The organism is Aurantiacibacter aquimixticola, assembly GCF_003605475.1.
In the GTDB taxonomy this organism is placed as follows: Bacteria; Pseudomonadota; Alphaproteobacteria; order Sphingomonadales; family Sphingomonadaceae; genus Alteraurantiacibacter; species Alteraurantiacibacter aquimixticola_B.
On sequence record NZ_RAHX01000001.1, the window covers coordinates 302602 to 323413 of the forward strand.

At 64.5% G+C, this 20812-nt stretch carries 25 protein-coding genes; 15 read left to right on the plus strand and 10 right to left on the minus strand.

Features of this window, described 5'->3' with window-relative positions:
* Positions 1–247: 247 nt before the first annotated feature.
* From D6201_RS01545 to D6201_RS01570, 6 genes are all read right to left on the minus strand, one after another.
* Positions 248–745, minus strand: coding sequence for a hypothetical protein (locus tag D6201_RS01545; RefSeq protein ID WP_133303917.1), 498 nt, complete (start codon positions 743–745; stop codon positions 248–250).
* A 236-nt stretch (positions 746–981) separates the two neighbouring features.
* Positions 982–2154 carry a CCA tRNA nucleotidyltransferase gene (locus D6201_RS01550; protein WP_120047105.1) on the minus strand — a complete coding sequence of 391 codons (1173 nt, stop codon included), beginning with the start codon at positions 2152–2154 and terminating at the stop codon, positions 982–984.
* Between the two features lie 31 nt (positions 2155–2185).
* On the minus strand, positions 2186–2785 hold the full coding sequence (locus D6201_RS01555; RefSeq protein ID WP_120047106.1) for a CoA pyrophosphatase: 600 nt from the start codon (positions 2783–2785) through the stop codon (positions 2186–2188).
* Positions 2782–3330 (minus strand): DUF1285 domain-containing protein, encoded by a 549-nt coding sequence (locus D6201_RS01560; protein ID WP_120047107.1) that lies wholly within the window; start codon positions 3328–3330, stop codon positions 2782–2784. Before D6201_RS01560 ends, D6201_RS01555 begins: the two co-directional genes overlap by 4 nt.
* Positions 3331–3357: 27 nt before the next feature.
* The gene (locus D6201_RS01565; RefSeq protein WP_120047108.1) at positions 3358–3873 is read right to left on the minus strand and encodes a GNAT family N-acetyltransferase; all 516 of its coding nucleotides are present in this window, start codon (positions 3871–3873) and stop codon (positions 3358–3360) included.
* Positions 3874–3925: 52 nt separating this feature from the next.
* A complete protein-coding gene (locus D6201_RS01570) occupies positions 3926–5128 on the minus strand; it encodes a PQQ-dependent sugar dehydrogenase (protein WP_120047109.1) in 1203 nt (400 codons plus the stop codon).
* A gap of 1 nt (position 5129) precedes the next feature.
* Between D6201_RS01570 and D6201_RS01575 the strand changes: the two genes are divergently transcribed.
* The 4 genes from D6201_RS01575 to folP all read left to right on the plus strand — a co-directional run bounded on the left by D6201_RS01575 (position 5130) and on the right by folP (position 9428).
* Positions 5130–5765, plus strand: coding sequence for a ribonuclease HII (locus D6201_RS01575; protein WP_120049129.1), 636 nt, complete (start codon positions 5130–5132; stop codon positions 5763–5765).
* Between the two features lie 9 nt (positions 5766–5774).
* Positions 5775–6695 (plus strand): calcium/sodium antiporter, encoded by a 921-nt coding sequence (locus D6201_RS01580; RefSeq protein WP_120047110.1) that lies wholly within the window; start codon positions 5775–5777, stop codon positions 6693–6695.
* Positions 6696–6889: 194 nt separating this feature from the next.
* A complete protein-coding gene (locus D6201_RS01585) occupies positions 6890–8020 on the plus strand; it encodes a site-specific DNA-methyltransferase (RefSeq protein ID WP_120049130.1) in 1131 nt (376 codons plus the stop codon).
* 292 nt (positions 8021–8312) lie between these two features.
* Positions 8313–9428, plus strand: coding sequence for a dihydropteroate synthase (gene folP / locus D6201_RS01590; RefSeq protein ID WP_120047111.1), 1116 nt, complete (start codon positions 8313–8315; stop codon positions 9426–9428).
* Here the strand turns inward: folP and D6201_RS01595 are convergent.
* Both D6201_RS01595 and D6201_RS01600 read right to left on the minus strand, forming a co-directional pair.
* Positions 9425–10069 (minus strand): hypothetical protein, encoded by a 645-nt coding sequence (locus D6201_RS01595; RefSeq protein WP_120047112.1) that lies wholly within the window; start codon positions 10067–10069, stop codon positions 9425–9427. The genes folP and D6201_RS01595 overlap by 4 nt on opposite strands.
* A 95-nt stretch (positions 10070–10164) precedes the next feature.
* Positions 10165–11583 carry a sigma-54-dependent transcriptional regulator gene (locus tag D6201_RS01600; RefSeq protein ID WP_120047113.1) on the minus strand — a complete coding sequence of 473 codons (1419 nt, stop codon included), beginning with the start codon at positions 11581–11583 and terminating at the stop codon, positions 10165–10167.
* 204 nt (positions 11584–11787) lie between these two features.
* On the opposite strand from D6201_RS01600, the gene D6201_RS12890 reads away from it, so the two are divergent.
* The 10 genes from D6201_RS12890 (at position 11788) to D6201_RS01645 (ending at position 19283) form a co-directional block, all read left to right on the plus strand.
* Positions 11788–11892, plus strand: a complete 105-nt coding sequence (locus tag D6201_RS12890) for an aa3-type cytochrome c oxidase subunit IV (protein ID WP_165853456.1) — start codon at positions 11788–11790, stop codon at positions 11890–11892.
* Positions 11893–11908: 16 nt separating this feature from the next.
* Positions 11909–13036, plus strand: coding sequence for an NAD(P) transhydrogenase subunit alpha (locus D6201_RS01605; RefSeq protein ID WP_120047114.1), 1128 nt, complete (start codon positions 11909–11911; stop codon positions 13034–13036).
* An 88-nt stretch (positions 13037–13124) separates the two neighbouring features.
* Complete coding sequence (locus D6201_RS01610) at positions 13125–13652, plus strand: fasciclin domain-containing protein (RefSeq protein WP_199798171.1); 528 nt, start codon at positions 13125–13127, stop codon at positions 13650–13652.
* Positions 13653–13782: 130 nt separating this feature from the next.
* Positions 13783–14064 (plus strand): NAD(P) transhydrogenase subunit alpha part 2, encoded by a 282-nt coding sequence (locus D6201_RS01615; RefSeq protein WP_119585132.1) that lies wholly within the window; start codon positions 13783–13785, stop codon positions 14062–14064.
* A gap of 84 nt (positions 14065–14148) precedes the next feature.
* Positions 14149–15540, plus strand: coding sequence for an NAD(P)(+) transhydrogenase (Re/Si-specific) subunit beta (locus D6201_RS01620; protein ID WP_120049132.1), 1392 nt, complete (start codon positions 14149–14151; stop codon positions 15538–15540).
* A gap of 59 nt (positions 15541–15599) precedes the next feature.
* Positions 15600–16301 (plus strand): aspartate/glutamate racemase family protein, encoded by a 702-nt coding sequence (locus D6201_RS01625; protein ID WP_120047115.1) that lies wholly within the window; start codon positions 15600–15602, stop codon positions 16299–16301.
* 61 nt (positions 16302–16362) lie between these two features.
* A complete protein-coding gene (locus D6201_RS01630) occupies positions 16363–17523 on the plus strand; it encodes a deoxyguanosinetriphosphate triphosphohydrolase (protein WP_120047116.1) in 1161 nt (386 codons plus the stop codon).
* Entirely contained in the window at positions 17516–18223 is a 708-nt protein-coding gene (locus D6201_RS01635) for an NAD(P)H-binding protein (RefSeq protein WP_120047117.1), read from the plus strand. The genes D6201_RS01630 and D6201_RS01635 overlap by 8 nt, the downstream gene beginning before the upstream one ends.
* Complete coding sequence (locus D6201_RS01640) at positions 18220–18690, plus strand: ABA4-like family protein (RefSeq protein WP_120049133.1); 471 nt, start codon at positions 18220–18222, stop codon at positions 18688–18690. The genes D6201_RS01635 and D6201_RS01640 overlap by 4 nt, the downstream gene beginning before the upstream one ends.
* The gene (locus tag D6201_RS01645; RefSeq protein WP_165853457.1) at positions 18687–19283 is read left to right on the plus strand and encodes a DUF938 domain-containing protein; all 597 of its coding nucleotides are present in this window, start codon (positions 18687–18689) and stop codon (positions 19281–19283) included. The genes D6201_RS01640 and D6201_RS01645 overlap by 4 nt, the downstream gene beginning before the upstream one ends.
* A 55-nt stretch (positions 19284–19338) precedes the next feature.
* Here D6201_RS01645 and D6201_RS01650 read toward each other — a convergent pair whose 3' ends face one another.
* The gene (locus D6201_RS01650; RefSeq protein ID WP_120047119.1) at positions 19339–19467 is read right to left on the minus strand and encodes an entericidin A/B family lipoprotein; all 129 of its coding nucleotides are present in this window, start codon (positions 19465–19467) and stop codon (positions 19339–19341) included.
* 62 nt (positions 19468–19529) lie between these two features.
* Entirely contained in the window at positions 19530–20444 is a 915-nt protein-coding gene (locus tag D6201_RS01655) for a DMT family transporter (RefSeq protein ID WP_120047120.1), read from the minus strand.
* Here D6201_RS01655 and D6201_RS01660 point away from each other — a divergent pair.
* A complete protein-coding gene (locus tag D6201_RS01660) occupies positions 20436–20750 on the plus strand; it encodes a hypothetical protein (RefSeq protein ID WP_133303918.1) in 315 nt (104 codons plus the stop codon). The two genes, D6201_RS01655 and D6201_RS01660, sit on opposite strands and share 9 nt — an antisense overlap.
* Positions 20751–20812 lie beyond the last annotated feature (62 nt).

Consider the following 20812-nt stretch of genomic DNA (forward strand, 5'->3'; position numbering starts at 1 on the left):
TTCGCGCGCTGTCGTCGCCGAAGCGTCGATATCAGCGCTTCTTCACAAGGAGTCTGCGGAGCTCCGAGCGAAGCGAGGCAAAGGCCAACGCCCGCCCGCAGGCGCCCCGAAGCGTAGCGAAGGGATCAGCGCTGAGGACGAAGCCGCGGATGCGGCTTCGCAAAACGAACAATCAAAACAAACAAAAAAGAACCGACGGATCGCTCCGCCGGTCCTTCCTTGCGACCCGATTGGCTCGGGTTATGGCTTAGCCGGCGGTTGCCGCCAGCGCTTCCATGATCGCGGCCATTTCGGCGAGGACGATCAACGCGCCGTCCTGGTCGAGCGCGAACATGTCGCGCTGCAGGTTCATCGGCTGGTCCATGTGCGTCACCACGATGCCATTGTCGTTGATCTCGTCGATCGTGCCGAGCGCCTGCGCGTCGGCAGTCTTCACCTCGGCGCCCACAACCAGCGCGGCTTCGAGAGCGACCTGCTGCTCGGCAACGAGCTGGCCGAAGGCGGCGTCGAGTTCGGTCTTGGTCGTGTTCAGCGTCCACACGCCTTCGCGCTCGGCAAAGGCTTCGGTGCCGAGCGGAACCTGGTGGGTGCCGGTATCGACCACCACGGTGGTGCCGTCATTGGAAAGAACGGTGCCGATCTCGGCATCGTCATTGCCCACGATGGCAACGCCGGCATCCTGCGCCGCCGCGGGAGCGGCGGCGAAAGCGGCGATGGTGGCGGCGGTAAGAGCGAAACGCTTCATGCAAATCTTTCCCTTCATCCGGGCCGCGCTTGCGCGAACGGCTCCGTAGTTCATGTAACCCCGACATGGTCGGAAATCTGTCGAACGGGCGGCACACCCCGGCTGGGGTAGACACTCCGCGAGCCCGAAGGCCCGCGTTCCCGTCAATTGGGTATGTAGCACATCCCCATGAACGCTACCTGCATGGCGCAGTGCGGCATTTCAACCCTTTATGCTGCGTGTGCGAAGGGGCGTGCTCAATCCGACAGCGCGTCTTCGAGCAGTTGATCGACGCGCGCGGCATCTGGGAAGCCTTCCGCGATCCAGCGGGTTTCCACCACTTGCAGGATTCGCGCGACTTCCGGCCCTGCTCCCACACCGCGCGCGACGATGGCACCGCCTTTCAGCGGGAAACGGGGCGGCTTCCAACCAGCCAGCGGCGCGGTCGTCTGCCCATCGAGCAGCAGCAGGTCGCGCGCCATGGACACGCCTTCGCGATAGGCGAGGGCATGCGGCCTTTCGGGCGCTCCGCTCCGCTTGGCTAGACGCGCAAGCTGCTTGCGCTGGCTGTTGGAGAGACGCAGCCGCGCTGCGACCTGATCGGCCAGCTTGACATCGGCAGGCAGCAGAGCGGCGAGACGGCGGAGGGGCGAGGGGGCTGCATTTTCGGCCTGCTCGTGCGCGATGAGCGCGCCGAGGGCATCCAGCTGGGCATCGCCGCTTTCGGGCAGGATGACATCGAGCACACCACGATCATGCATGCGCCGCAGCGTTTCAGCCGGATCGGGCAGGGCGAGAATCGCCAGCAATTCCATCGCCACGCGCTCGCGGCTCAGACCCTTCATGGTCGGTGCCAGTTCGGCGCATGCCTGCTCGGCTTCGTCATCGAGCTCCGCGCCGAAGCGGGCCTGGAAGCGATAATAGCGCAGGATGCGCAAGTGATCTTCGCGGATCCGCTCGCGCGCATCGCCAATAAAGCGAACGCGGCGCGCTTGGAGATCGTCCAGCCCGCCGAAGTAGTCGTCGATCGCAAGCGTATCAGGATGGGCGTAGAGCGCATTGATGGTGAAATCGCGCCGCGCGGCATCGTCCCGCCAGTCCTCGGCAAAAGCGATGGTGGCGCGGCGGCCATCGGTGGCCACATCCTTGCGCAGCGTCGTCACCTCGACATTCCCTCCGGGGAGCACTGCAGTGACCGTGCCGTGATCGATACCGGTGGGGATGGGCTTGATGCCGGCTGCCTCCAGTCGCTCGATGACTGTGTCCGGATGCAGCGTGGTGGCGGCGTCGATGTCCTTCACCTCGTCGCCGAGCAAGGTGTCGCGCACCGCGCCGCCGACCCAGCGCATATGCTCAGCGCCCAGCGCAGCGACCAGCCGCGCGAGGTCTTCGCGCTGGGTCCAGTCTGCTTTTGGTAAAGTGGTCGCCAATGCAATTCCGTCCTGTTCGGGCCTGCCGCCTCTATCCGAGCAAGTCTTCCCACACCAGCCGGTGAGAGAGGTTGGCGATGATCCCCGCCGTGATGCCCCAGATGCGATGGCTCTCCCACGTGATTTCCGTGTAGGGCAATTCAAAGCCGCCGAAATTGCCCATCTTTCGCACGTGATTGCGCCTGTCGAGCACGAAGCGCAGCGGTGCCTCGAACCAGCCATCCACCTCGCGCGGATCGGGCGTGATCGGAAGGCCTGCCGGGACGACGCCCAGCACGGGCGTCAGATTGAAGCCGGTGCCGGTTGCGAAAGCCTGCGCGCTTCCAACCACGCGCACCATGGCGGGCGGAATGGCGAGCTCTTCCTCCGCTTCGCGGAGCGCGGCGGCGATGGCATCCTCGCCAGGCTCCAGCTTGCCGCCGGGGAAGGCGACTTGTCCGGGATGCGCAGCCATCGTTTTCGGGCGATGCGTAAGGAGCAGCCCGGGCTCGGGCGCGTCCGTCACAGCCATCAGCACGGCCGCATCGCGCAAGGGTTGAGGGGCCCACTGGCTGTCGTCGCGCAGCCCGACCGTGCCGACTTGCGCATTGTCCTCGAACAGCTGCGCAACGCGGTCGAACAGGTCACTCATGCCGGGCGCAATGCGAAAGTCGCGCCCTGGCTGCCGACCGAAAGATCGCCGCCATCGGCCAACGCAATATCCGCCAGTTGCAGCCAGGTGGACCGGTCCAGCCGCGCTTCGCAGCCGTGGCGGACGGAGAGGTAGATCGCGGGTGTATCGGCATCGCCTTGCGCGCGCAGCGGATTGTGCGGCCCGGCGAGCACCAGCTCGTCCGTGTTGAGGCGAAAGGCGAGCGCATCCCCATCGGCTTTGCAGTCGACGGCGATGAAGGCGGCATCCTCGACATCGATCGCCTGCTTGTGATGCGGGGTGACGAGGAAATAGCGCCCGTCATCCTCGCGCCGCAGCAGGCTGGCGAATGCGCGCACCATGGCGGGGCGGGTGATCGGGCTATCGCGGTGAAACCAGCGCCCATCGGCGGTGATACGCATGCCGCTGTGTTCGGTTTCGGGCGGATCCCACGTGTCGAGCGGCGGCAGGTTTCGCGCCGCGACCTGCTCGGCGATCTGGGCCAGGGAGAGGCCGGCAAGCTCTGGTGGGGGATCGTAAGGCATCGTCGGCTCCCGCGATGGCAGAGCGTGTCAGCCGCGCCAAGGGCCGAGCGTGCCGCTTTCGGGCAGAACCGCCGGATTGGGCGCGCGAACCAGCAGCCGTTTTTGCTCGAACGGGCCGGGCAGGGTCCAGCCTTGCGCGGGTGCGGCGATGAAGCCGAAGCGGTTGTAGTAGTCGGGATCGCCCACCATCACCTGCGGCAGCGCGGCCTTGGGATCGAGCGCGCCAGTCATCGCCGCCATCAGCGCATGGCCAAACCCCTCACCCTGATGTTCCGGCACGACAGCCACCGGGCCGACCATCAGCATGGGATGCCGCCGCTCCTGATCGTCGGTAAGCGCGACCGGCCAAGTCTGGATTGTGCCGACCAGCATTTCGTGCGCATCCAGCGCGGCGAAACTGAGGGCGGGGAGCCAGTCAACGCCGTCTCGCACCTTGTACGCCGTGCGGGCATGTCGGTCCGTCCCGAAAGCGCGGTCCAGCAGCGCCTCGATCATGTCGGGCTCGACCGCTTCCAGCGGGATCAGGGTGGCGGTATCGTCCATGGGCCGCGCGCCGATAGGGCGGCGCGGCTATCGGCGCAACGATTTGCTGCGATTAGCCGGCAGGGATGAGGCGCAGCAGGCGCCCACCCTCGTCATCCTCGATCACCCAGATCGCGCCATCCGGCGCCTGGGCGATGTCCCGCAGACGTTCGGGAAATTCGTAGCGCGATTCCTCCATGGCGGTGTTCGCCCCCGCATTCGCGGAAATGCGGCTGATCGAGGTGGTGCGCAGATTGGCGACCAGCACTTGGCCCTGCCAATCGCCGAACATGCTGCCGGTATAGAAGATCATGTCGCCGGGCGCGATGACCGGGCTCCAGCTGATCGCAGGCTTGGCAAAGCCATCGTCCGGCGTGTGATCGGGTATGTCGCTGCCATCGTAATTGTCGCCGTTGGAGCGGATCGGCCAGCCGTAGTTGGCGCCGCGCTCGACATGGTTGAGCTCGTCGCCGCCCGCCGGGCCATGCTCGATTTCCCAAAGCTCGCCCGCGGGCGAGAAGGCAAGGCCGAGAATGTTGCGATGGCCGTAGGACCACACTTGATTGGTAGGCGAGCCACGATCGGCAAAGGGATTGCCCGCGGCGGGCGTGCCGTCGAGATTAAGGCGCACGATCGTGCCGAGATTGTTGCTCAAATCCTGCGCCGGATCCTGCTCCTGCCGGTCGCCACTCGCAATATAGAGATGCTGGCCGTCGGGCGAGAATGCGATGCGGTGCGAATAGTGCCCCTTGCGCTCGCCGCCGCGGCTCTGCTGCCAGACCTGCTGGAAATTTTCGATCCGACAGGCGTCGATGCGGTCGCAATCGAGCGTGCCGCGGCCCACGGCAGCGACGGTCGTTTCGCCAGCGGAGGCCTTGGCCCAGCTCAGATACACCATGCCACTGGTGGCATAGTCGGGCGCGAAGGCGATATCGCCGAGGCCGCCCTGGCCTTCATAGACCACGTCGGGCGTGCCGGTGACGGTCGCGGTGCGGCCGCTGGTCGGATCGTAGACCAGCAGGTCGCCATCCTGCTGCGTCACGAAAAGGCGGCCCGTTCCCGGCTCGAACGCCATTGCCCAGGGATTGGGCATTTCGCCGTGGCTGCTCGCCGCGAAGGGCGAACTGCCTTGCAGCGCGACGGGTTCACCGGAGACGACATTGCCCTGCGGCGCGGTGGTCGAGGTCGGGGCGGTATCCCCGGTTTGCCCGCCCTGGCAGCTTGCGAGGGCGATGGAGGCGAGGGATATGGCGGAGCTGAGGAGAAGATTTCGCATGATGCAGGGAACGCCTTCCTGTGATTTTTGTGCCGAGCTCGGCCCCGGTCCCTTCATCGCCGGTGTCGACGAGGCTGGGCGCGGGCCGCTTGCAGGCCCGGTTGTGGCCGCTGCCGTCCTGCTGTGCAAGCCGCGACCCAAAGGCATCGGCGATTCAAAGAAGCTGACGGCAAAAGCGCGGGGCGAGGCGGAAACGCGTATCCGCCAGCGCTGCGCCTTCGGCATCGGCGTGGTCGAGGTCGAGGATATCGACCGGCTCAATATCTTCGGCGCGACCATGCTGGCAATGAGCCTGGCGATGGAGCGATTGTGCGAGGCCGTCGCCAATCACGATCTGGCCGCGCTGATCGACGGCAACCTCACGCCGCAAGGCCGCTGCGAAAGATGGCGCTGGGACGCGACGCCGGTGGTGGGCGGAGATGGACGCGAACCGGCGATCGGAGCAGCCAGTATCCTCGCCAAGCAGTATCGAGACAGGCTGATGGCCGAAGCCGCTGCCGAGCATCCCCATTACGGGTGGGAGCGAAACAAGGGCTATGGCTCGAAAGAGCATATGGAGGCGCTGCGCCGGCATGGCCCGACGCCGCTGCACAGGCGATCATTCGCCCCGGTGGCGCAAATGGAAATGGCGCTGTAACGCGCGGCCATGGTCATTCTCATCGCAAGCATTGTCGGCGGCCTTGTCGGCCTGTTCATCGGCGGGGAGCTGCTGGTGCGCGGTGCCGTTTCCATCGCCAACCGGCTCGGCATTTCGCATCTCGTCACCGGCCTCGTCATTGTCGGGGCAGCGACATCCATGCCAGAAATGGTCGCGAGCGTGCAGGCCGCGCTCGCAGGATCGCCCGGCATTGCGTGGGGCAATATCGTCGGGTCGAACCTCGCCAACACGCTGCTGATCCTCGGCGCGACCGCGCTGGTCGCGCCCATCGTCATGCACGGCGTGGGAAAACGCGATGCGGTGGTCGGCCTGCTGGCCACGCTCCTGTTCTGGGGCATCGCCTCGGCGCAGCTTGCTTCCGTATGGATCGGATTTGGATTGCTGGCGGCGCTCGCTGCTTATGTCGTGTGGCGCATCAACCACCCGCCCGAACTGGGCGACGATGACGACGAAGGCCCACCGCTCGGCACGTTCGCTGCCATCGCGCTGTTCCTGGTAGGGCTGGGCATCCTGGTGGGCGGAGGCGCGCTGCTGGTCGACGGTGCGATCGAGCTGGCAACAATTGCTGGCGTGTCCGATGCCGTGATCGGGCTGACCGTGGTGGCCGTGGGCACTTCTCTTCCCGAACTTGCCGCATCGCTTGCCGCCGCGCTGAAAGGCCGACCGGACATGGCCATCGGCAATGTCGTGGGTTCCAACATCTACAATCTGCTGCTGATCGGCGGCGCGACCATGACCATCGCCCCATTGCCGGTCTCACCCGAAATCCTCGATATCGAGGTGCCGGTTCTTGCCGCGTCGGCGGTGCTGATGCTTCTGCTGTGCCGCTATGCCAAGCGTATCGGTCGCGTGCTCGGCCTGCTGTTGCTGGCCGCGTTCGCCGGGAACACCGCGCTGCTATTTGTGTGATCGCCAGAGGCTGAGTCCTCAGCGCCACACCCCAGCATATGGAGTCCACTGGCCAGTAGGGGACTCAACATCTTGTGCCGGACTCGCTTCGTTCTCCTCCTGCGATGGCGCGGCGCGGCATAATTGCCGCTTGACCCGCGGACTCCGCGAAACCTACCCCCTGTGGATAACTCGGGGAGTATCACGTGGGTCAGCTGACGAAAATCCGCGCGCCGAAGCGCCAGAAAAAGGCCGTGCCGGTCGACACGTCCACCTTACCGCTGGGCAAAATCCTGTCCGGCGATTGCGTGGAGCGGCTGCGCGAATTGCCCGATGCCAGCGTCGATCTCGTCTTCGCCGACCCGCCTTACAATCTCCAGCTTGGCGGCGATCTCAACAGGCCCGATGGCAGCCATGTCGATGCCGTGACGGACGATTGGGACCAGTTCGACAGCTTCACGATTTACGACAATTTCACAAGGGATTGGCTGACCGAGTGCAGACGGGTTCTCAAGCCCGATGGCGCGCTGTGGGTGATCGGCAGCTATCACAATATCTACCGTGTCGGCGCGATCCTGCAGGATCTCGGCTTCTGGATTCTCAACGATGTGGTTTGGCGCAAGACCAACCCGATGCCGAACTTTCGCGGCACCCGCTTCACGAACGCGCATGAAACGCTGCTCTGGGCGAGCCAGGGCGAAAAGGCGAAATATCACTTCAACTATCGCGCGATGAAAACGCTGAATGACGAGCTGCAAATGCGAAGCGACTGGACCTTCCCGATCTGTTCGGGCGGGGAGCGTTTGAAGGACGAGGCGGGCCACAAGGCGCATCCGACGCAAAAGCCCGAGGCGCTGCTGTATCGCGTGCTGCTGGCGACGACCGAGAAGGGCGATGTGGTGCTCGATCCGTTCTTCGGCACCGGCACGACGGGCGCGATTGCGAAGCGGCTGGGGAGATCATGGATCGGTTGCGAGCGCGAGGCGGCCTATCGCAAGGTGGCGCGCGCGCGGATCGACAAGGAAATGCCGCTGGACGAAAGCGCGCTCACGACGATGCAGAGCCGCAAGAGCCAGCCGCGTGTCGCCTTCGGCGCGGTGGTGGAGGCGGGCCTGCTGAAGCCCGGGACGCAGATTTTCGACAAGAAGCGCCGCTGGAAGGCGACGGTGCGGGCCGATGGCTCGATCGAGTGTGGCAAGGAGACCGGCAGCATTCACGGCGTCGGCAAAACCATTCAGAACGCGCCGAGCTGCAATGGCTGGACCTTCTGGCACTACGAAGCGGGCGGCGAGGTCAAGCCCATCGACGCGGCGCGGGGACTGTATTTGCTTGCGGCGGAGGATTGATTGCGGCTTTGCTTTTTCGTCATCCCAGCGGAGTCGGGGATCCAGACAACGCCCGTGGAGCGACTAGACAGCTTGGATAGGCCCCTGCCTGCGCAGGAGCGACGAGAAGTTTCCTACCGGCATCCCGCTGTGCTTTACCTAGCGGCATGATGGGCGCCGCCAACTTCGCTAAAGCTACACCTTCCAGCCGTAGGGTCACAGATTTTGCCCGCAAGGTAACAGATCGTGTTTCTCCGCCAGGACACTGTAACACTTGTCACACCCCCACCGCCAACCCGTTGAAAGCACACACATGACCACCGACAAGCTCTACATCCAGCCGCTCACCACCGTGTCCGGTCCGCAGGCGGTCGAAGGCGACGCGGTGCGGTTGGCGGGCGGTATGGTCTATGCGCGCGAGTTCGCGGTCATCGTGCGGCGGGAGGGCGCTGTCGTCAGCCGCGAGGTCGTGACCGCGGACGGCATCGAGGCGGCGCTTGCCCGGCTGCCTGCCGAGCTGGGCGCGGAGGCCGAGATGCAGTGGTCGAACCTGCGTATGGCGCATCCGCCGATGCAATTGGGGGACCGCACGGTCCGGCTCGATCAGCCGCAAGTGATGGGCATCCTCAACGTCACGCCGGACAGCTTCAGCGATGGCGGCAAGTTCATGGACGATCCCGAGGCGATGCGCAGCCACGCCGCCGCCATGCACGAAGCGGGCGCCGCCATCATCGACATTGGCGGGGAAAGCACGCGGCCGGGCGCCAAGGCGGTCTGGGAAGGCGAGGAGATCGAACGGGTACGTCCCGCGGTCGAGCAATGCGTCGCCATGGGCGCTGTGGTCAGCGTGGACACGCGCCGTCCGGCGGTGATGGAAGCCGCGCTGGATGCGGGCGCGCACATCATCAACGATGTCTCGGCGCTGCGCTACGATCCGCGTTCGCTGGAATTGGCGGCCTCGGTCGATGCGCCGGTCATCCTGATGCACGCGCCCGGCACTGGCGAGGATCTGCATGCCGACGGCGATTACGATGCCGTGCTGTTCGATGTGTTCGACATGCTGCGCGAAGTGCGAGACAGGGCCGTTGCGGGCGGCGTGGCGCGGGAGCGGATCGTCCTCGATCCCGGTATCGGTTTCGGCAAGGCGGTGTCGGACAATCTTGCGCTGCTCAATGGGCTGGCGCTGTTCCATGCGCTCGGCCAGCCGCTATTGCTCGGCGCAAGTCGCAAGCGGATGATCGGCGCGCTCAGCAATGAAGCGCCTGCGCATGAACGTATTGGCGGTTCACTCGCGCTCGCCCAGGTCGGGATGGATGCGGGCGTACAGCTGCTGCGCGTGCACGATGTTTTCGAGACGGTACAAGCGCGAAATGTCTGGCGCGGCATGCGCGATGCCGCGCTCACCGACTTTGGCGGGCTGGTCGACTAGCTCGCCGCGCGTCCCACGCCGTCCGCCTCGCGCACGGCGGACGCGATGCTGTAAATCACCTCTTCGAATTCGTTTGCAACGTGGTCGGGGAGATTGTCGCCAACGCTGCGCGCTATCAGGATGGTACGATCGCGGCTTGGCAGGAAGAGGTATTCGGTCACCACCGCGTCTGCTTGCGAGCGATAGGCAAATCCCTCCACGCCCGAGCGCTCGACAGTATCGACGCCATATGCCGACTGTCCTTGGAAATGGCCCCGATACTCGCCGATTGGACGGGGAAGCAGGGCAAGCGCAAGGCCGGGTTCCCGCTCCGCATTGCAGCGCGTCGGAACGTCGTCCGCACCATACATGCAGCCTTCCTGACCGATGCGCGCCGCGCGGTCCGCAGGTATCAGCTTGGTGGCCGTGTGGTGCCTGTCGTTTGCGGGAGGTATTGCGATATCGACATCGGCCGCAGTGAGCAGGCGCGGATCGAAGGAATAGGTGATGTGGCCCAGTGTCGCCGTACTTTCGGAAGTGTCGGGCCGAGGCGAAACGGCCTCTGCCGGGTCGTTGGATTGCGCTCCATCATCAGAAGGTCCGCACGAGGGCAGGGCAAGCAGGGCGGCTGAAATTGCAAGAATGTCACGATATTGACGCATGTTAGGAAAGCGCGCGAAGGGCTCTTTCCGTTCCGCTTTTTCTCGCAGCTGAAAAACGATCTGTCGATGCGCGAAGGCCGCAGAAACCCTGGACTTTAGGCTGCGTTATCGATGCCGAGATCGGACAGTTTGCGATAAAGCGTCGAGCGCCCGATGCCCAGCCTGCGAGCCACTTCCGTCATGCGTCCGCGATAATGGCCGATGGCGAGGCGGATCACATCGGCCTCGATCTCTTCCAGCGGGCGCAGATTGCCGTCGGCCGTGTAGAGCTGGACGCCTGCGCTCTCACGCAGCGGCACATCGGGCGCTTCGCATTCGCCGACGATCTCGCGCAATTGCGGGAAGTCCTCGGTGGTCAGCGCATCGCCATCGCAGAACACGGCCGCGCGGAAGAGCACCGCCTGCAGCTGGCGCACATTGCCGGGCCATTCGAAGGCCGAGAGGAGGTTCAAGGCGTCCGACGTGATGCCGAGCGGACGCAGGCCCGGCTGATCGCCGATACGGGTCAGGAAATGGCGGGTGAGAGCGGGCACGTCGCCGCTGCGTTGGCGAAGGGGCGGTAGCTCCACCGCGGTGCGGGACAGGGCGGCAAGCAGGCGCTCCCGGAAATGACCGGTCGCGACCAGATCGGCGAGCGGCAGATTGCTGGCGGCGATGATGCGCACATCCACCTTGAACGCATATTGTGCCCCGATCGGCTTGACCTGCCCGCTTTCGATAACGTCGGCGAGCCGATCCTGCAGATCCGTCGGCAGGCGATCGACCTCATCGAGGACAAGCGTCCCGCCGTCGCAATGCTGCAGGGCCCCGACCTGCTGGTCGAACGCGCCGGGGAACGCCCCCTTTTCATGGCCGAACAGTGCCGATTCCATGCTGCTGGCGGGAATGCCCGACACGTTGAGCATGCGAAATTCGGTCTTGGAACGCGGCGAGGCGGCGTGCATCGCGCGCACAAGCATGTCCTTGCCGGTGCCGCTTTCGCCTTCGATCAGGACATGACCATGCCCCCGTGCGGCCTTGGCGGCCTTTGCCAGGGCATCGCGGAAAGGCGGCGCGGTGCCGACCATGGCGTCGAAATCGAGATCGCTTTCGAATTTCTCCGACAGCGGGGTCAGCTCGTCCTGTGGAGCTTCCAGCGTAGTTGCATTGCGCAGCGCCTGCATCAGGCGATCGGGCGCGACGGGCTTTACCAGATAATCGGTAGCCCCCGCGCGCATCGCCTCTACCGCAAGCTGCGGGCTGGTGCTGGTCGTCAGCATCAGGATGGGCAGGGCGGGTCGGCGCTCTTTCAACTCGGCGATGAGCTCGCAGGCGCGGTCGCCCGGAACCCACTGGTCGAGGATGATGGCGGAAAGCTGCATCCCCTGCCGCGTGCCCAGCGTCGCGATGGCCTTTTCCGAATCGCCGACGACAAGCGTGCGCCAGCCTTCGCGCCCGGCGAGGGCGGAGATCAGCCGGCTTTGCGCCGGTTCATCGTCAATCAGCATCAACAGACGCTGTTCGGTCTCGGCCATGCAACTTCACCAATTCGGCCCGGCTTTTCCGGGGGATCGGAGAACCGGTTAACGGCAGGGGGTAAAAAGCCCATTAAGCTTGCCTGTCCTTATGTTGGGAGGGGGTGGGGCTTGAGCGCGGGCAAGCGGCGCGATACAGCCGTTCGCAATATGACATCGACATTCGCGAAAGGGGCATGAAGCCAGATGGCAAATCCGCACGACATGAAAAAAGCGCACGGCACGTATGCGAGCTTTATCGGCATGCTGAAATGGGCCGTGCCGCTGATCCTGGCGATCGCGTTCTTCGTCGTGATCCTGATTGCCTGACCCGACCGGGCAGCGGATGCGGATCGCGATCCTGAAGGAGCGTGCGACCGGTGAGAACCGTGTCGCCGCGACCCCGGAAACGGTAAAGAAGTTCGGCGCCCTTGGTGCCGATGTCGCCGTGGAGGCCGGTGCAGGCACGGGAGCCGCGATCACGGATGAGGCGTATCGCGATGCCGGGGCGGAGCTTGGCTCGGCCGATGCGGTCGTCAGGGAAGCCGATATCGTGCTGGGCGTCCAGGCCCCCGATCCGGCGCTATTGCAAGGGGCCAAGCCCGGTGCCTGGGTTGCTGCGACATTCGATCCCTTCGGCGAGAGAGATCGCGTGGATGCCTATGCCCAGGCGGGGCTGGAGGCGCTGTCGATGGAATTCATGCCGCGCATCACCCGCGCGCAGAGCATGGACGTCCTTTCCAGCCAGTCCAACCTCGCCGGATACAAGGCGGTCATCGCCTCGGCAGACACATATGGCCGCGCCTTCCCCATGATGATGACGGCGGCGGGCACCGTTTCCGCCGCGAAGGTCTTCGTCATGGGAGTCGGCGTCGCGGGCCTGCAGGCGATCGCCACGGCGAAGCGCCTCGGCGCGCAGGTAAGCGCGACCGATGTCCGCTCGGCCACGAAGGAGCAGATCCAGTCGCTGGGCGCGAAGCCGGTTTTCGTCGAAGAAGTGGAGGGGATCGAGGGCGAGGGCAGCGGCGGCTACGCGACGGAGATGAGCGCGGAATACCAGAAGGCGCAGGCCGAACTGGTGAGCGCGCACATCGCCAAGCAGGACATCGTTATCACCACCGCGCTGATCCCCGGCCGTGCGGCGCCGCGCCTGATTTCGGACGCGCAGATCGCGACCATGCGCGAAGGCAGCGTGATTTACGATCTCGCTGTTGCGCAAGGCGGCAATGTCGAAGGATCGAAGCCCGACGAGGCCGTCGAGAAGCACGGCGTGAAAATCATCGGCTTCGGCAACACCGCCGGCCATCTGGCAGCGGATGCAAGCGCGCTGTTCAGCCGCAACCTGTTCAACTTCCTCAACGCCTTCTGGGACGAGGAGCAGCACAAGCCAGTGCTGGACGAGGAGATCGGCGACGCGGTGCGGCTGACGAAGGGCGGCAAGGTCGTGAACGAGAGGTTGCACGACACGGCCTGACTACCTCCAATGGTCCCTGCGGGGGTGAATCTCGGAACATCGCGCATCGTCAGGCCGTTGATTCAGCACAACCAACCGGAGATCACCAATGCGCCTTCCTCACGTCCTACTCGCCGCTGCCGCCGCCGTAGCAACCGCTGGCTGCGCAACCACGGACGGCATGATGATGTCCGACCAGACCGTCACGGAAATCGTGGTGGCGTCGCCCAATCACACCACGCTGGAACAGGCAGTGGTTGCCGCCAACCTTGCCGCGACGCTGAATGGCGATGGGCCGTTTACCGTCTTCGCTCCCACCGACACCGCTTTCGCCGCGCTTCCCGCATCGCTGCGGACAGCGGCGATGAACGACACGGACCTGCTGAGTTCGGTACTGACCTATCACGCCGTGTCGGGCCGGGTGACCGCCGCCGATCTCATGGCGCAGATCGCCGCGGGTGGCGGTACGGCCAACCTCACGACCGTGAATGGTGCGACCCTTCGCGCCACGATGCAGGGCAATTTCGTGCGCCTGACCGGCGCCAATGGCAGTTCCGCCTTTGTCGAGACGGCCGATATCGGAGCCTCCAACGGCGTCATCCATTCCATCAACGGTGTGCTCCTGCCGCCGATGTAATCGCCACCGTCGATCGATCCCCCTGGAAAGGCCGCGCCACGTGCGCGGCCTTTTTTGTGCACCGCGCATATTCGTGCCTCGACACCTCTTCCCCCTTCGGCAATAAAAGTCTGAAGGGAGAGCGTCGTTCATGGACTTTATCAGCATCCTGTCGATCTTCGTGCTGGCGTGTTTCGTCGGCTATTACGTCGTCTGGTCGGTCACGCCCGCCCTGCATACGCCGCTGATGGCGGTGACGAATGCGATTTCCAGCGTGATTATCGTCGGCGGCCTGATCGCCGCTGCGGAGGCGGGAAGTGATGTGGCGAAGTGGCTGGGTCTCGCTGCGGTGGTACTCGCGAGCGTGAATATTTTCGGCGGCTTCGCGGTGACTGAGCGGATGCTCGCCATGTACAAGAAGAAGGACAAGTAAATGAAGTTGTCTTTCTTCGCAGCCGCCGCAGCATACCTTGGCGGGTATGAAGGCGGAGCAGGTTCCGGCACGCCGACCTTGGCGATGCTTGCCTACTTGATCGCGGGCGTATTCTTCATTCTCGCGCTGCGCGGGCTTTCCAGCCCTGCAAGCAGTCGCCGCGGTAATCGTTTCGGCATGGTCGGTATGCTGATCGCCGTTGTGACGACACTGGTGACGCACGATATCGCCAACCTGCCGGAAATCGGCGTGGCGATGTTGATCGGTGGTGCGATCGGCTTCATCATCGCGCGGCGCATCGCCATGACGGCGATGCCCGAACTGGTAGCGGGGTTCCACTCGCTGGTCGGCCTTGCCGCAGTGCTGGTCGGCTGGGCGGCCTATCTCAATCCCGCGGCATTTGGCTTGCTCACCGCTACGGGCATTAGTCCCATAAGCAAGATCGAGATGGGACTCGGCATCGCCATCGGCGCAATCACCTTTTCCGGTTCGGTCATCGCGTTTGCCAAGCTTTCTGGCCGGATGAGCGGGTCGCCGATCCTGCTGCCTGCGCGACATGTCATAAATCTCGGCACACTTGCGGCGATTATCGTGCTGACGGCATTGTTCGCTATGGCGACGGGGCCGGACGCAACATTGCCTTACATCGCGGCGTTGACGGTGCTCGCCTTCATCATCGGTTTCCTGCTGATCATCCCCATCGGCGGGGCGGACATGCCGGTCGTGGTCTCGATGCTGAACAGCTATTCCGGCTGGGCGGCAGCGGCGATGGGCTTCACGCTTGGCAATACGGCGATGATCATCACCGGCGCGCTGGTCGGTTCGTCGGGCGCGATCCTGAGCTACATCATGTGCCGGGCGATGAACCGCAGCTTCATCTCCGTGATCGCGGGCGGGTTCGGCGCGGACGATAGCGGCGGCGGCAGCGGCGAGGCAAAGGAGCAGCGCCCCTACAAGCAGGGTAGCGCGGCGGATGCGGCCTTCATGCTGGAACAGGCGGAAAAGGTCATCATCATCCCCGGATACGGCATGGCCGTGGCCCAGGCGCAGCACGCGCTGCGCGAAATGGCCGACATGCTGGAAGAGAAGGGCGTGGAGGTGAAATACGCCATCCACCCCGTCGCTGGACGCATGCCAGGGCATATGAACGTGCTGCTCGCCGAAGCGCAGGTGCCTTACGAAAACGTGTTCGAGCTGGAGGACATCAATAGCGAATTCGCGCAGGCGGACGTCGCCTTCATCATCGGCGCGAACGATGTGGTGAACCCGGCGGCGAAGACGGACAAGTCCAGCCCGATCTACGGCATGCCGGTGTTCGATGTCGGCAATGCGAAACAGGTCTTCTTCATCAAGCGCAGCATGGGCGGCGTGGGCTATGCCGGTGTCGATAACGATGTCTTCTACATGGATCAGACGATGATGCTGCTGTCGGACGCGAAGAAGATGGTCGAGGAAATCGTCAAGGCGCTCGACTAGCGGGGAACGGGCGCAGTCGCGCGCCGTTCGGACCGGATACACGAAAAAGGGGCAATGATTTGCGCAAGCTAGGCATGATCGGCGGCATGAGCTGGGTTTCGACCCACCGCTTCTACGAGCGGGTCAACCGTATCGTGCAGCGCGAAACGGGCGCGCCTGCCTCCGCGCCCATGCTCATCGAAAGCCTGGATTTCGCGAGCGTCTTTCGCCCGCAGAGCAGCGAGGAATGGGACAACGCCGTGCGGATCGTAGCCGAGTCCGGCAAGCGGCTGGCCGATGCGGGCGCGGAAATGCTGGTGATCGGGGCCAATTCCATGCACAAGGCCTATGCCGAGGTGCAGGCGCAGGTCGAGATACCGGTGCTCCACATCGCCGAATGCGTGGGCCGCAAGATGAAAGCGGACGGCGTGCAGACAGCGGTGCTGGTCGGCACCAAAAGCGTCATGACCGAAAGCTTCTACCGCCGCCGCCTCGTCGCTCACGATGTCGATTTGATCCCGCCGGACATGGACCATGTCGAACAGCTGGACCGGATCATCTATGAAGAGCTGATGGTGGGCAAGGCGAAGAAGGATTCCGGCCGTACGCTGCGTTCCATGTTCACCCGCTACGAGGCGGATGGCGCAAAAGCGGTGGTGCTCGCCAATACCGAGCTCGAACTGATCGTCGATGTCGATGCGAATGTCATCCCGATCTACGATTGCATGGGCATTTACGCCAGGGCGGCGGCGGACTGGATCATGGGCGAAAAGGCCGAATAGCGCCCGCGTTCCCCAGCTGTTCCCGTTGTCACCCGGTGGCCGCTCGCTTAGCGCAGCGGCCATGTCCCGCGCCCCCTATGCCGCCGATCCCGAGACAAGCCGCGGGCGCGAATTCGATCAGCCGGGCCACACCGCACGCGGGCCCCGCAGCGCTTTCCAGCGCGACCGGGATCGCATCATTCATTCGATCGCCTTCCGCCGGCTCGCGGGCAAGACGCAGGTGTTCATCGCCCCCGATGGAGACCATTACCGCGTCCGCCTGACGCACAGTCTCGAGGTCGCGCAGATCGGGCGCGTCATTGCCCGCCAGCTGGGCCTCGACGAGGATCTGACCGAGGCTCTGTGCCTTGCGCACGATCTCGGCCATCCCCCTTTCGGCCATTCCGGGGAGGACGCGCTGGATGCCGCGCTTAAAAGGCGGGGCGGTTTCGACCACAATGGCCACACGTTGAGAACGGCGATGCGGATCGACAGCCCCTATTGCGGCATGCCGGGGCTCAATCTCAGCTGGGAAGTGCTCGAAGGGCTCGCCAAGCATAACGGACCGGTCGCGGAACCCGAATGGGCACTGGCCGAGCTCGATGCGCAATTCCCGTTGGAGCTCACCCGCTATCCGACGCTGGAAGCGCAGATTGCGGCGCTGGCGGACGATATCGCCTATGACAATCACGATATCGACGATGGCCTTCGCGCAGGCTTTCTGGAGCTCGACGACCTGCTGACGCTGGATTTCGTCGCCGATATCTGGCGCGACGTCGAAAAGCGCTTTCCCGGCGCGTCGCAGGAGGAATTGCTGCGCGAGCTTGTGCGAAGCCAGATCGGGATCATGGTCAATGACGTGCTGAAAATGACCGAAGAGGGACTAAGAGGGGTCGATAGCGTGCAGGACGTGCGCGATGCCGGGCACGCGCTTGCCGCTTTCTCCCCCGAGATGGCGCAGCGCGAAAGGCGGCTGAAGGCTTTCATGTACGATCGGCTCTACCATCACGAGGAGCAGCTGCGCACCGCGGGGCTGGCCAAGGACGTGATCGCACGGCTTTATGCCGCATACGACCAGAAGCCCGATCTGATGGCGGCAAGCTGGGCCACCTCGATCCCCGAAAGCGAGCCGGAACGCGGGCGGCATATCGCCGATTTCATCGCCGGGATGACGGACAATTACGCCATGCGCCAATATGCGGCGATCTTCGGATCGGCACCGGAAGGGCTTTCCAATGTCTGAGAATATCAGGGCGCTGCTCGTCGGCGCCACAGGCCTGATCGGCCGAACCGTCATCGCCCGCTCGCCAGATTTGCGCGGGCTCGTCCTACAGGCATTGGCACGGCGCGAAATGAAATTTCCGCAAGGTGCGCGGATCGAGCTGGTGCTGGCACCCAGCGAGGAATGGCCCAATGTCGTCCAGCAGCTTTCGCCCGAAGCGCTGATCTGCGCGCTCGGCACCACCCGCCGCAAGGCCGGAAGCAATGAAGCGCGCCGCGAGGTCGATCACGATCTCGTTCTCGAATTCGCAACCGCGGCGAAGGAAGCCGGTGTGCGCAATTTCGTGCATGTCAGCTCGGTCGGCGCGGACCGCTATTCGAAGAACGCCTACCTGCAGGTGAAGGGGGAAACCGAGCACGACCTGAAGGCGCTCAAATTTCACCGGCTCGACATATTACGGCCCGGCCTGCTGCGCGGGCGGCGGGAGAACGATATTCGTCCGCTGGAAGCGTTGGGCCAGATGGTCGCGCCGATGGCCGACATGTTTCTTTCCGGCGGCAAGAGCAAATTTAGATCCATGCGCGCGCCGGACCTTGCCGACGCGGCTTTGCAGGCGGCGTCGTCCAAGGCGGGCGGGCAGTTCATTCACGAACACGATGCGATCATGCGGCTGGCGCGCGAATTTCAGCGTGCACTGGCGGTGGCGGAGGAGGCTGAGTGAACTGGGATCTCGCTTTCAATATCGCGCAGGGCTGGACGATCCTGATGTGGGCCGTGCTCATCCTCGCGCCGCGCACGCAGTTGGTGCAGACGGTGATATTCTACGCCGGGGCGGGCCTGCTGTGCTTCGCCTACGCGCTGTTCATGGCGCTGGTGCTGACCGGCGCGGTCGATCCGGCGGCGACGGGTGAGGGCGGTGGAGGCGGCTTCACGACCATCGAGGGCGTGCGGGCGCTGTTCGCATCCGACGGCGGTGTCACGATCGGCTGGATACATTACCTCGCCTTCGATCTGTTCGTCGGATTGTGGATCGGCAGGGATGCGGACCACAAGGGCTTTTCGCGATGGGTGCAGGCGCCGGTGCTTGTGCTGACGCTGATGGCCGGCCCCGCCGGACTTCTCGTCTGGATCGCAATTCGCGAACGCCGTGCGCGGGCGGCGGCCGGGCCGCGCCGGGTCTCGCGTTGAAGCGCCACGCCCCTGCCACACAGCGCAACCGGGCCGCCATCGCCGGCGTCCTTGCCGAAGAGCTGCCCGACGCGGGGACCGTCCTGGAAATCGCCAGCGGAACGGGCGAGCATGCGATCTATTTCGCGCGCCGCTTCACGCAGCTTGCCTGGCAACCCAGCGATCCCGATCAGGAGGCGCTAACTTCGATCGCGGCGTATCGGGAAGAGTCGGCTCTGGCCAATCTGCGCGCGCCGGTCGCACTCGATGCGAGCGAGCATGGTTGGCCACGGGAGGAGGCAGCCGCCATCCTGTGCGTCAACATGATCCATATCAGCCCGCCCGAGGCGACGCGGGGACTGTTGGCGGGCGCGGGGCGTCTCCTCAATCAGGGCGCGCCGCTGATCCTTTACGGCCCGTTTTTCGAGCGCGAGGTCGAAACCGCGCCGTCCAATCTCGCATTCGATGCCAGCCTGAAATCGCGCGATCCGCGCTGGGGCATTCGCGATGTCGCCTGGCTCGACGAGCTTGCGAGCGCGGCGGGGCTGAGCAGAACCCGCCGCGTCGAAATGCCGGCGAACAATCTGATGCTCGTCTATCGCAAGTCCGCATAGCAAAACGCCCGCCGGATCGCTCCGCCGGGCGTTTCAGCACAAAATCGGTAATCGATCAGATGGCGCGGTCGCCAGCTTCGCCGACGGACTCGATGTCCTGGCCAAGGCCCTTGATCGTGTTGCACGCGGTGGCGGACACGGCGAGGGCGGAAACGCCGATGGCGATCATAATCTTGCGGATCATTGCAAACTCCTGGTCTTGCGTGGCTTTGACGCCCTGTTGACGTGAAAACCTACCAGCACCGGTCAAGTTCCGCCAGCGCCTTGCACGATGGCAGCCCTCTGGCGGCTCAGAACCCGCTCACGCCAGGTGATGAGCAGGCCTGCACCGATCACCAGCGGCGCGCCGAGCCAGGTGGTGACGGGCGGCACGGTGCTGAAGACGATCCAGCCGAGCAGCGTCGCCCAGATGAGATTGGAATAGTCCATCACGATGACGCTCGACACCGTGCCGTATCGCAGCGCTAGCGTGATCAGCACCTGGCCCCACGTGCCGGTGATGCCGATGCCGAGAAGCAGCAGCCATTGCTGCGCGGTAAGCGGCTCGTGCACGAAAAAAAGCGCGGGCAGGGCGACGATGACGGTCGCGACGGCAAACCAGAACACGATGGCGACGGGATGATCCGTCCGCCCCAGATCGCGGATCTGGATAGAGATGAGCGCGATCATGAATGCGCCGCCCAGCGCCACCATCGCGCCGAACAGCGGAATGTCGTTGCCGCCCGGCTGCGCGATGACAAGGATGCCGGCAAAGCCCGCAATCACCGCGGACCAGCGCCATGAGCCGACCGTTTCCTTCAGCAGGACGATCGACAGGATGACGGCGAAGATCGGGGCGGAGAAGGACAACGCCGTCGCTTCGGCAAGCGGCAGCAGGATCACGCCGCCGAAATTCAGGACCATGCCGACAATGCCATATCCCGCCCGCACGGCATGTGCCTTTGGTCGGTCGGTTCTTATCAGGTGCATGCCGCCAGCCATCGCCGCCCAGGCGAGCACGATGGGAACGGAGACGAACTGGCGCCAGAAAATGATCTCCAGCAAATGCACGCCGGTATCGTCCGCCAGCTTGATAAGAACGGCCATCGCCGCAAAGCCGCCAATGCCGAGAAGGCGCAGGAGAAGGGCCAGCAAGGGCCGGTCGGCGACGGAATGGCTCACCGCCGCGCCATAGGCCAGCGCGCGGGGCGATCAAGCGTTGTCGGCGCGGGCCGGTCGATCTATTTCGCAGCCGAGATGGTCTGGCCCGATTTCATCACCTTTGCGAGCGATGCGACCCGCTACATGCTGGCGGGCGCGGCGCTGCTGGTGCTGTCGGCAATCGCTGCCTTGGGAGAGAGACGTCGTGCGCGCCGCAAGCACCCCGATGCGGTCGGCGTAATGCCATGGCGCGACATCGCCGCGCTCAGCACCTTTGCCGGGCTGGCGCTGCTGGCGTTCGGAGCGATCGGCTGGCTGCGCGGATAGGGCTTTCCTACAGGCTGGCAGCGTGCGTAGCTTCACCGCAACGCTCTTTCACACCTGTCGAT

Bases quoted from the DNA above. Each gene is read 5' to 3' on its own strand.
- D6201_RS01595 (WP_120047112.1), bottom strand. From the start codon at position 10,069: ATGCGTCAATATCGTGACATTCTTGCAATTTCAGCCGCCCTGCTTGCC.
- D6201_RS01650 (WP_120047119.1), bottom strand. From the start codon at position 19,467: ATGATCCGCAAGATTATGATCGCCATCGGCGTTTCCGCCCTCGCCGTG.
- folP (WP_120047111.1), top strand. From the start codon at position 8,313: ATGACCACCGACAAGCTCTACATCCAGCCGCTCACCACCGTGTCCGGT.
- D6201_RS01570 (WP_120047109.1), bottom strand. From the start codon at position 5,128: ATGCGAAATCTTCTCCTCAGCTCCGCCATATCCCTCGCCTCCATCGCC.
- D6201_RS01615 (WP_119585132.1), top strand. From the start codon at position 13,783: ATGGACTTTATCAGCATCCTGTCGATCTTCGTGCTGGCGTGTTTCGTC.
- D6201_RS01630 (WP_120047116.1), top strand. From the start codon at position 16,363: ATGTCCCGCGCCCCCTATGCCGCCGATCCCGAGACAAGCCGCGGGCGC.
- D6201_RS01555 (WP_120047106.1), bottom strand. From the start codon at position 2,785: ATGAGTGACCTGTTCGACCGCGTTGCGCAGCTGTTCGAGGACAATGCG.
- D6201_RS12890 (WP_165853456.1), top strand. From the start codon at position 11,788: ATGAAAAAAGCGCACGGCACGTATGCGAGCTTTATCGGCATGCTGAAA.
- D6201_RS01580 (WP_120047110.1), top strand. From the start codon at position 5,775: ATGGTCATTCTCATCGCAAGCATTGTCGGCGGCCTTGTCGGCCTGTTC.
- D6201_RS01565 (WP_120047108.1), bottom strand. From the start codon at position 3,873: ATGGACGATACCGCCACCCTGATCCCGCTGGAAGCGGTCGAGCCCGAC.
- D6201_RS01610 (WP_199798171.1), top strand. From the start codon at position 13,125: ATGCGCCTTCCTCACGTCCTACTCGCCGCTGCCGCCGCCGTAGCAACC.
- D6201_RS01620 (WP_120049132.1), top strand. From the start codon at position 14,149: ATGCTTGCCTACTTGATCGCGGGCGTATTCTTCATTCTCGCGCTGCGC.
- D6201_RS01560 (WP_120047107.1), bottom strand. From the start codon at position 3,330: ATGCCTTACGATCCCCCACCAGAGCTTGCCGGCCTCTCCCTGGCCCAG.
- D6201_RS01600 (WP_120047113.1), bottom strand. From the start codon at position 11,583: ATGGCCGAGACCGAACAGCGTCTGTTGATGCTGATTGACGATGAACCG.
- D6201_RS01575 (WP_120049129.1), top strand. From the start codon at position 5,130: ATGCAGGGAACGCCTTCCTGTGATTTTTGTGCCGAGCTCGGCCCCGGT.
- D6201_RS01635 (WP_120047117.1), top strand. From the start codon at position 17,516: ATGTCTGAGAATATCAGGGCGCTGCTCGTCGGCGCCACAGGCCTGATC.
- D6201_RS01605 (WP_120047114.1), top strand. From the start codon at position 11,909: ATGCGGATCGCGATCCTGAAGGAGCGTGCGACCGGTGAGAACCGTGTC.
- D6201_RS01545 (WP_133303917.1), bottom strand. From the start codon at position 745: ATGAAGCGTTTCGCTCTTACCGCCGCCACCATCGCCGCTTTCGCCGCC.
- D6201_RS01660 (WP_133303918.1), top strand. From the start codon at position 20,436: ATGGCTCACCGCCGCGCCATAGGCCAGCGCGCGGGGCGATCAAGCGTT.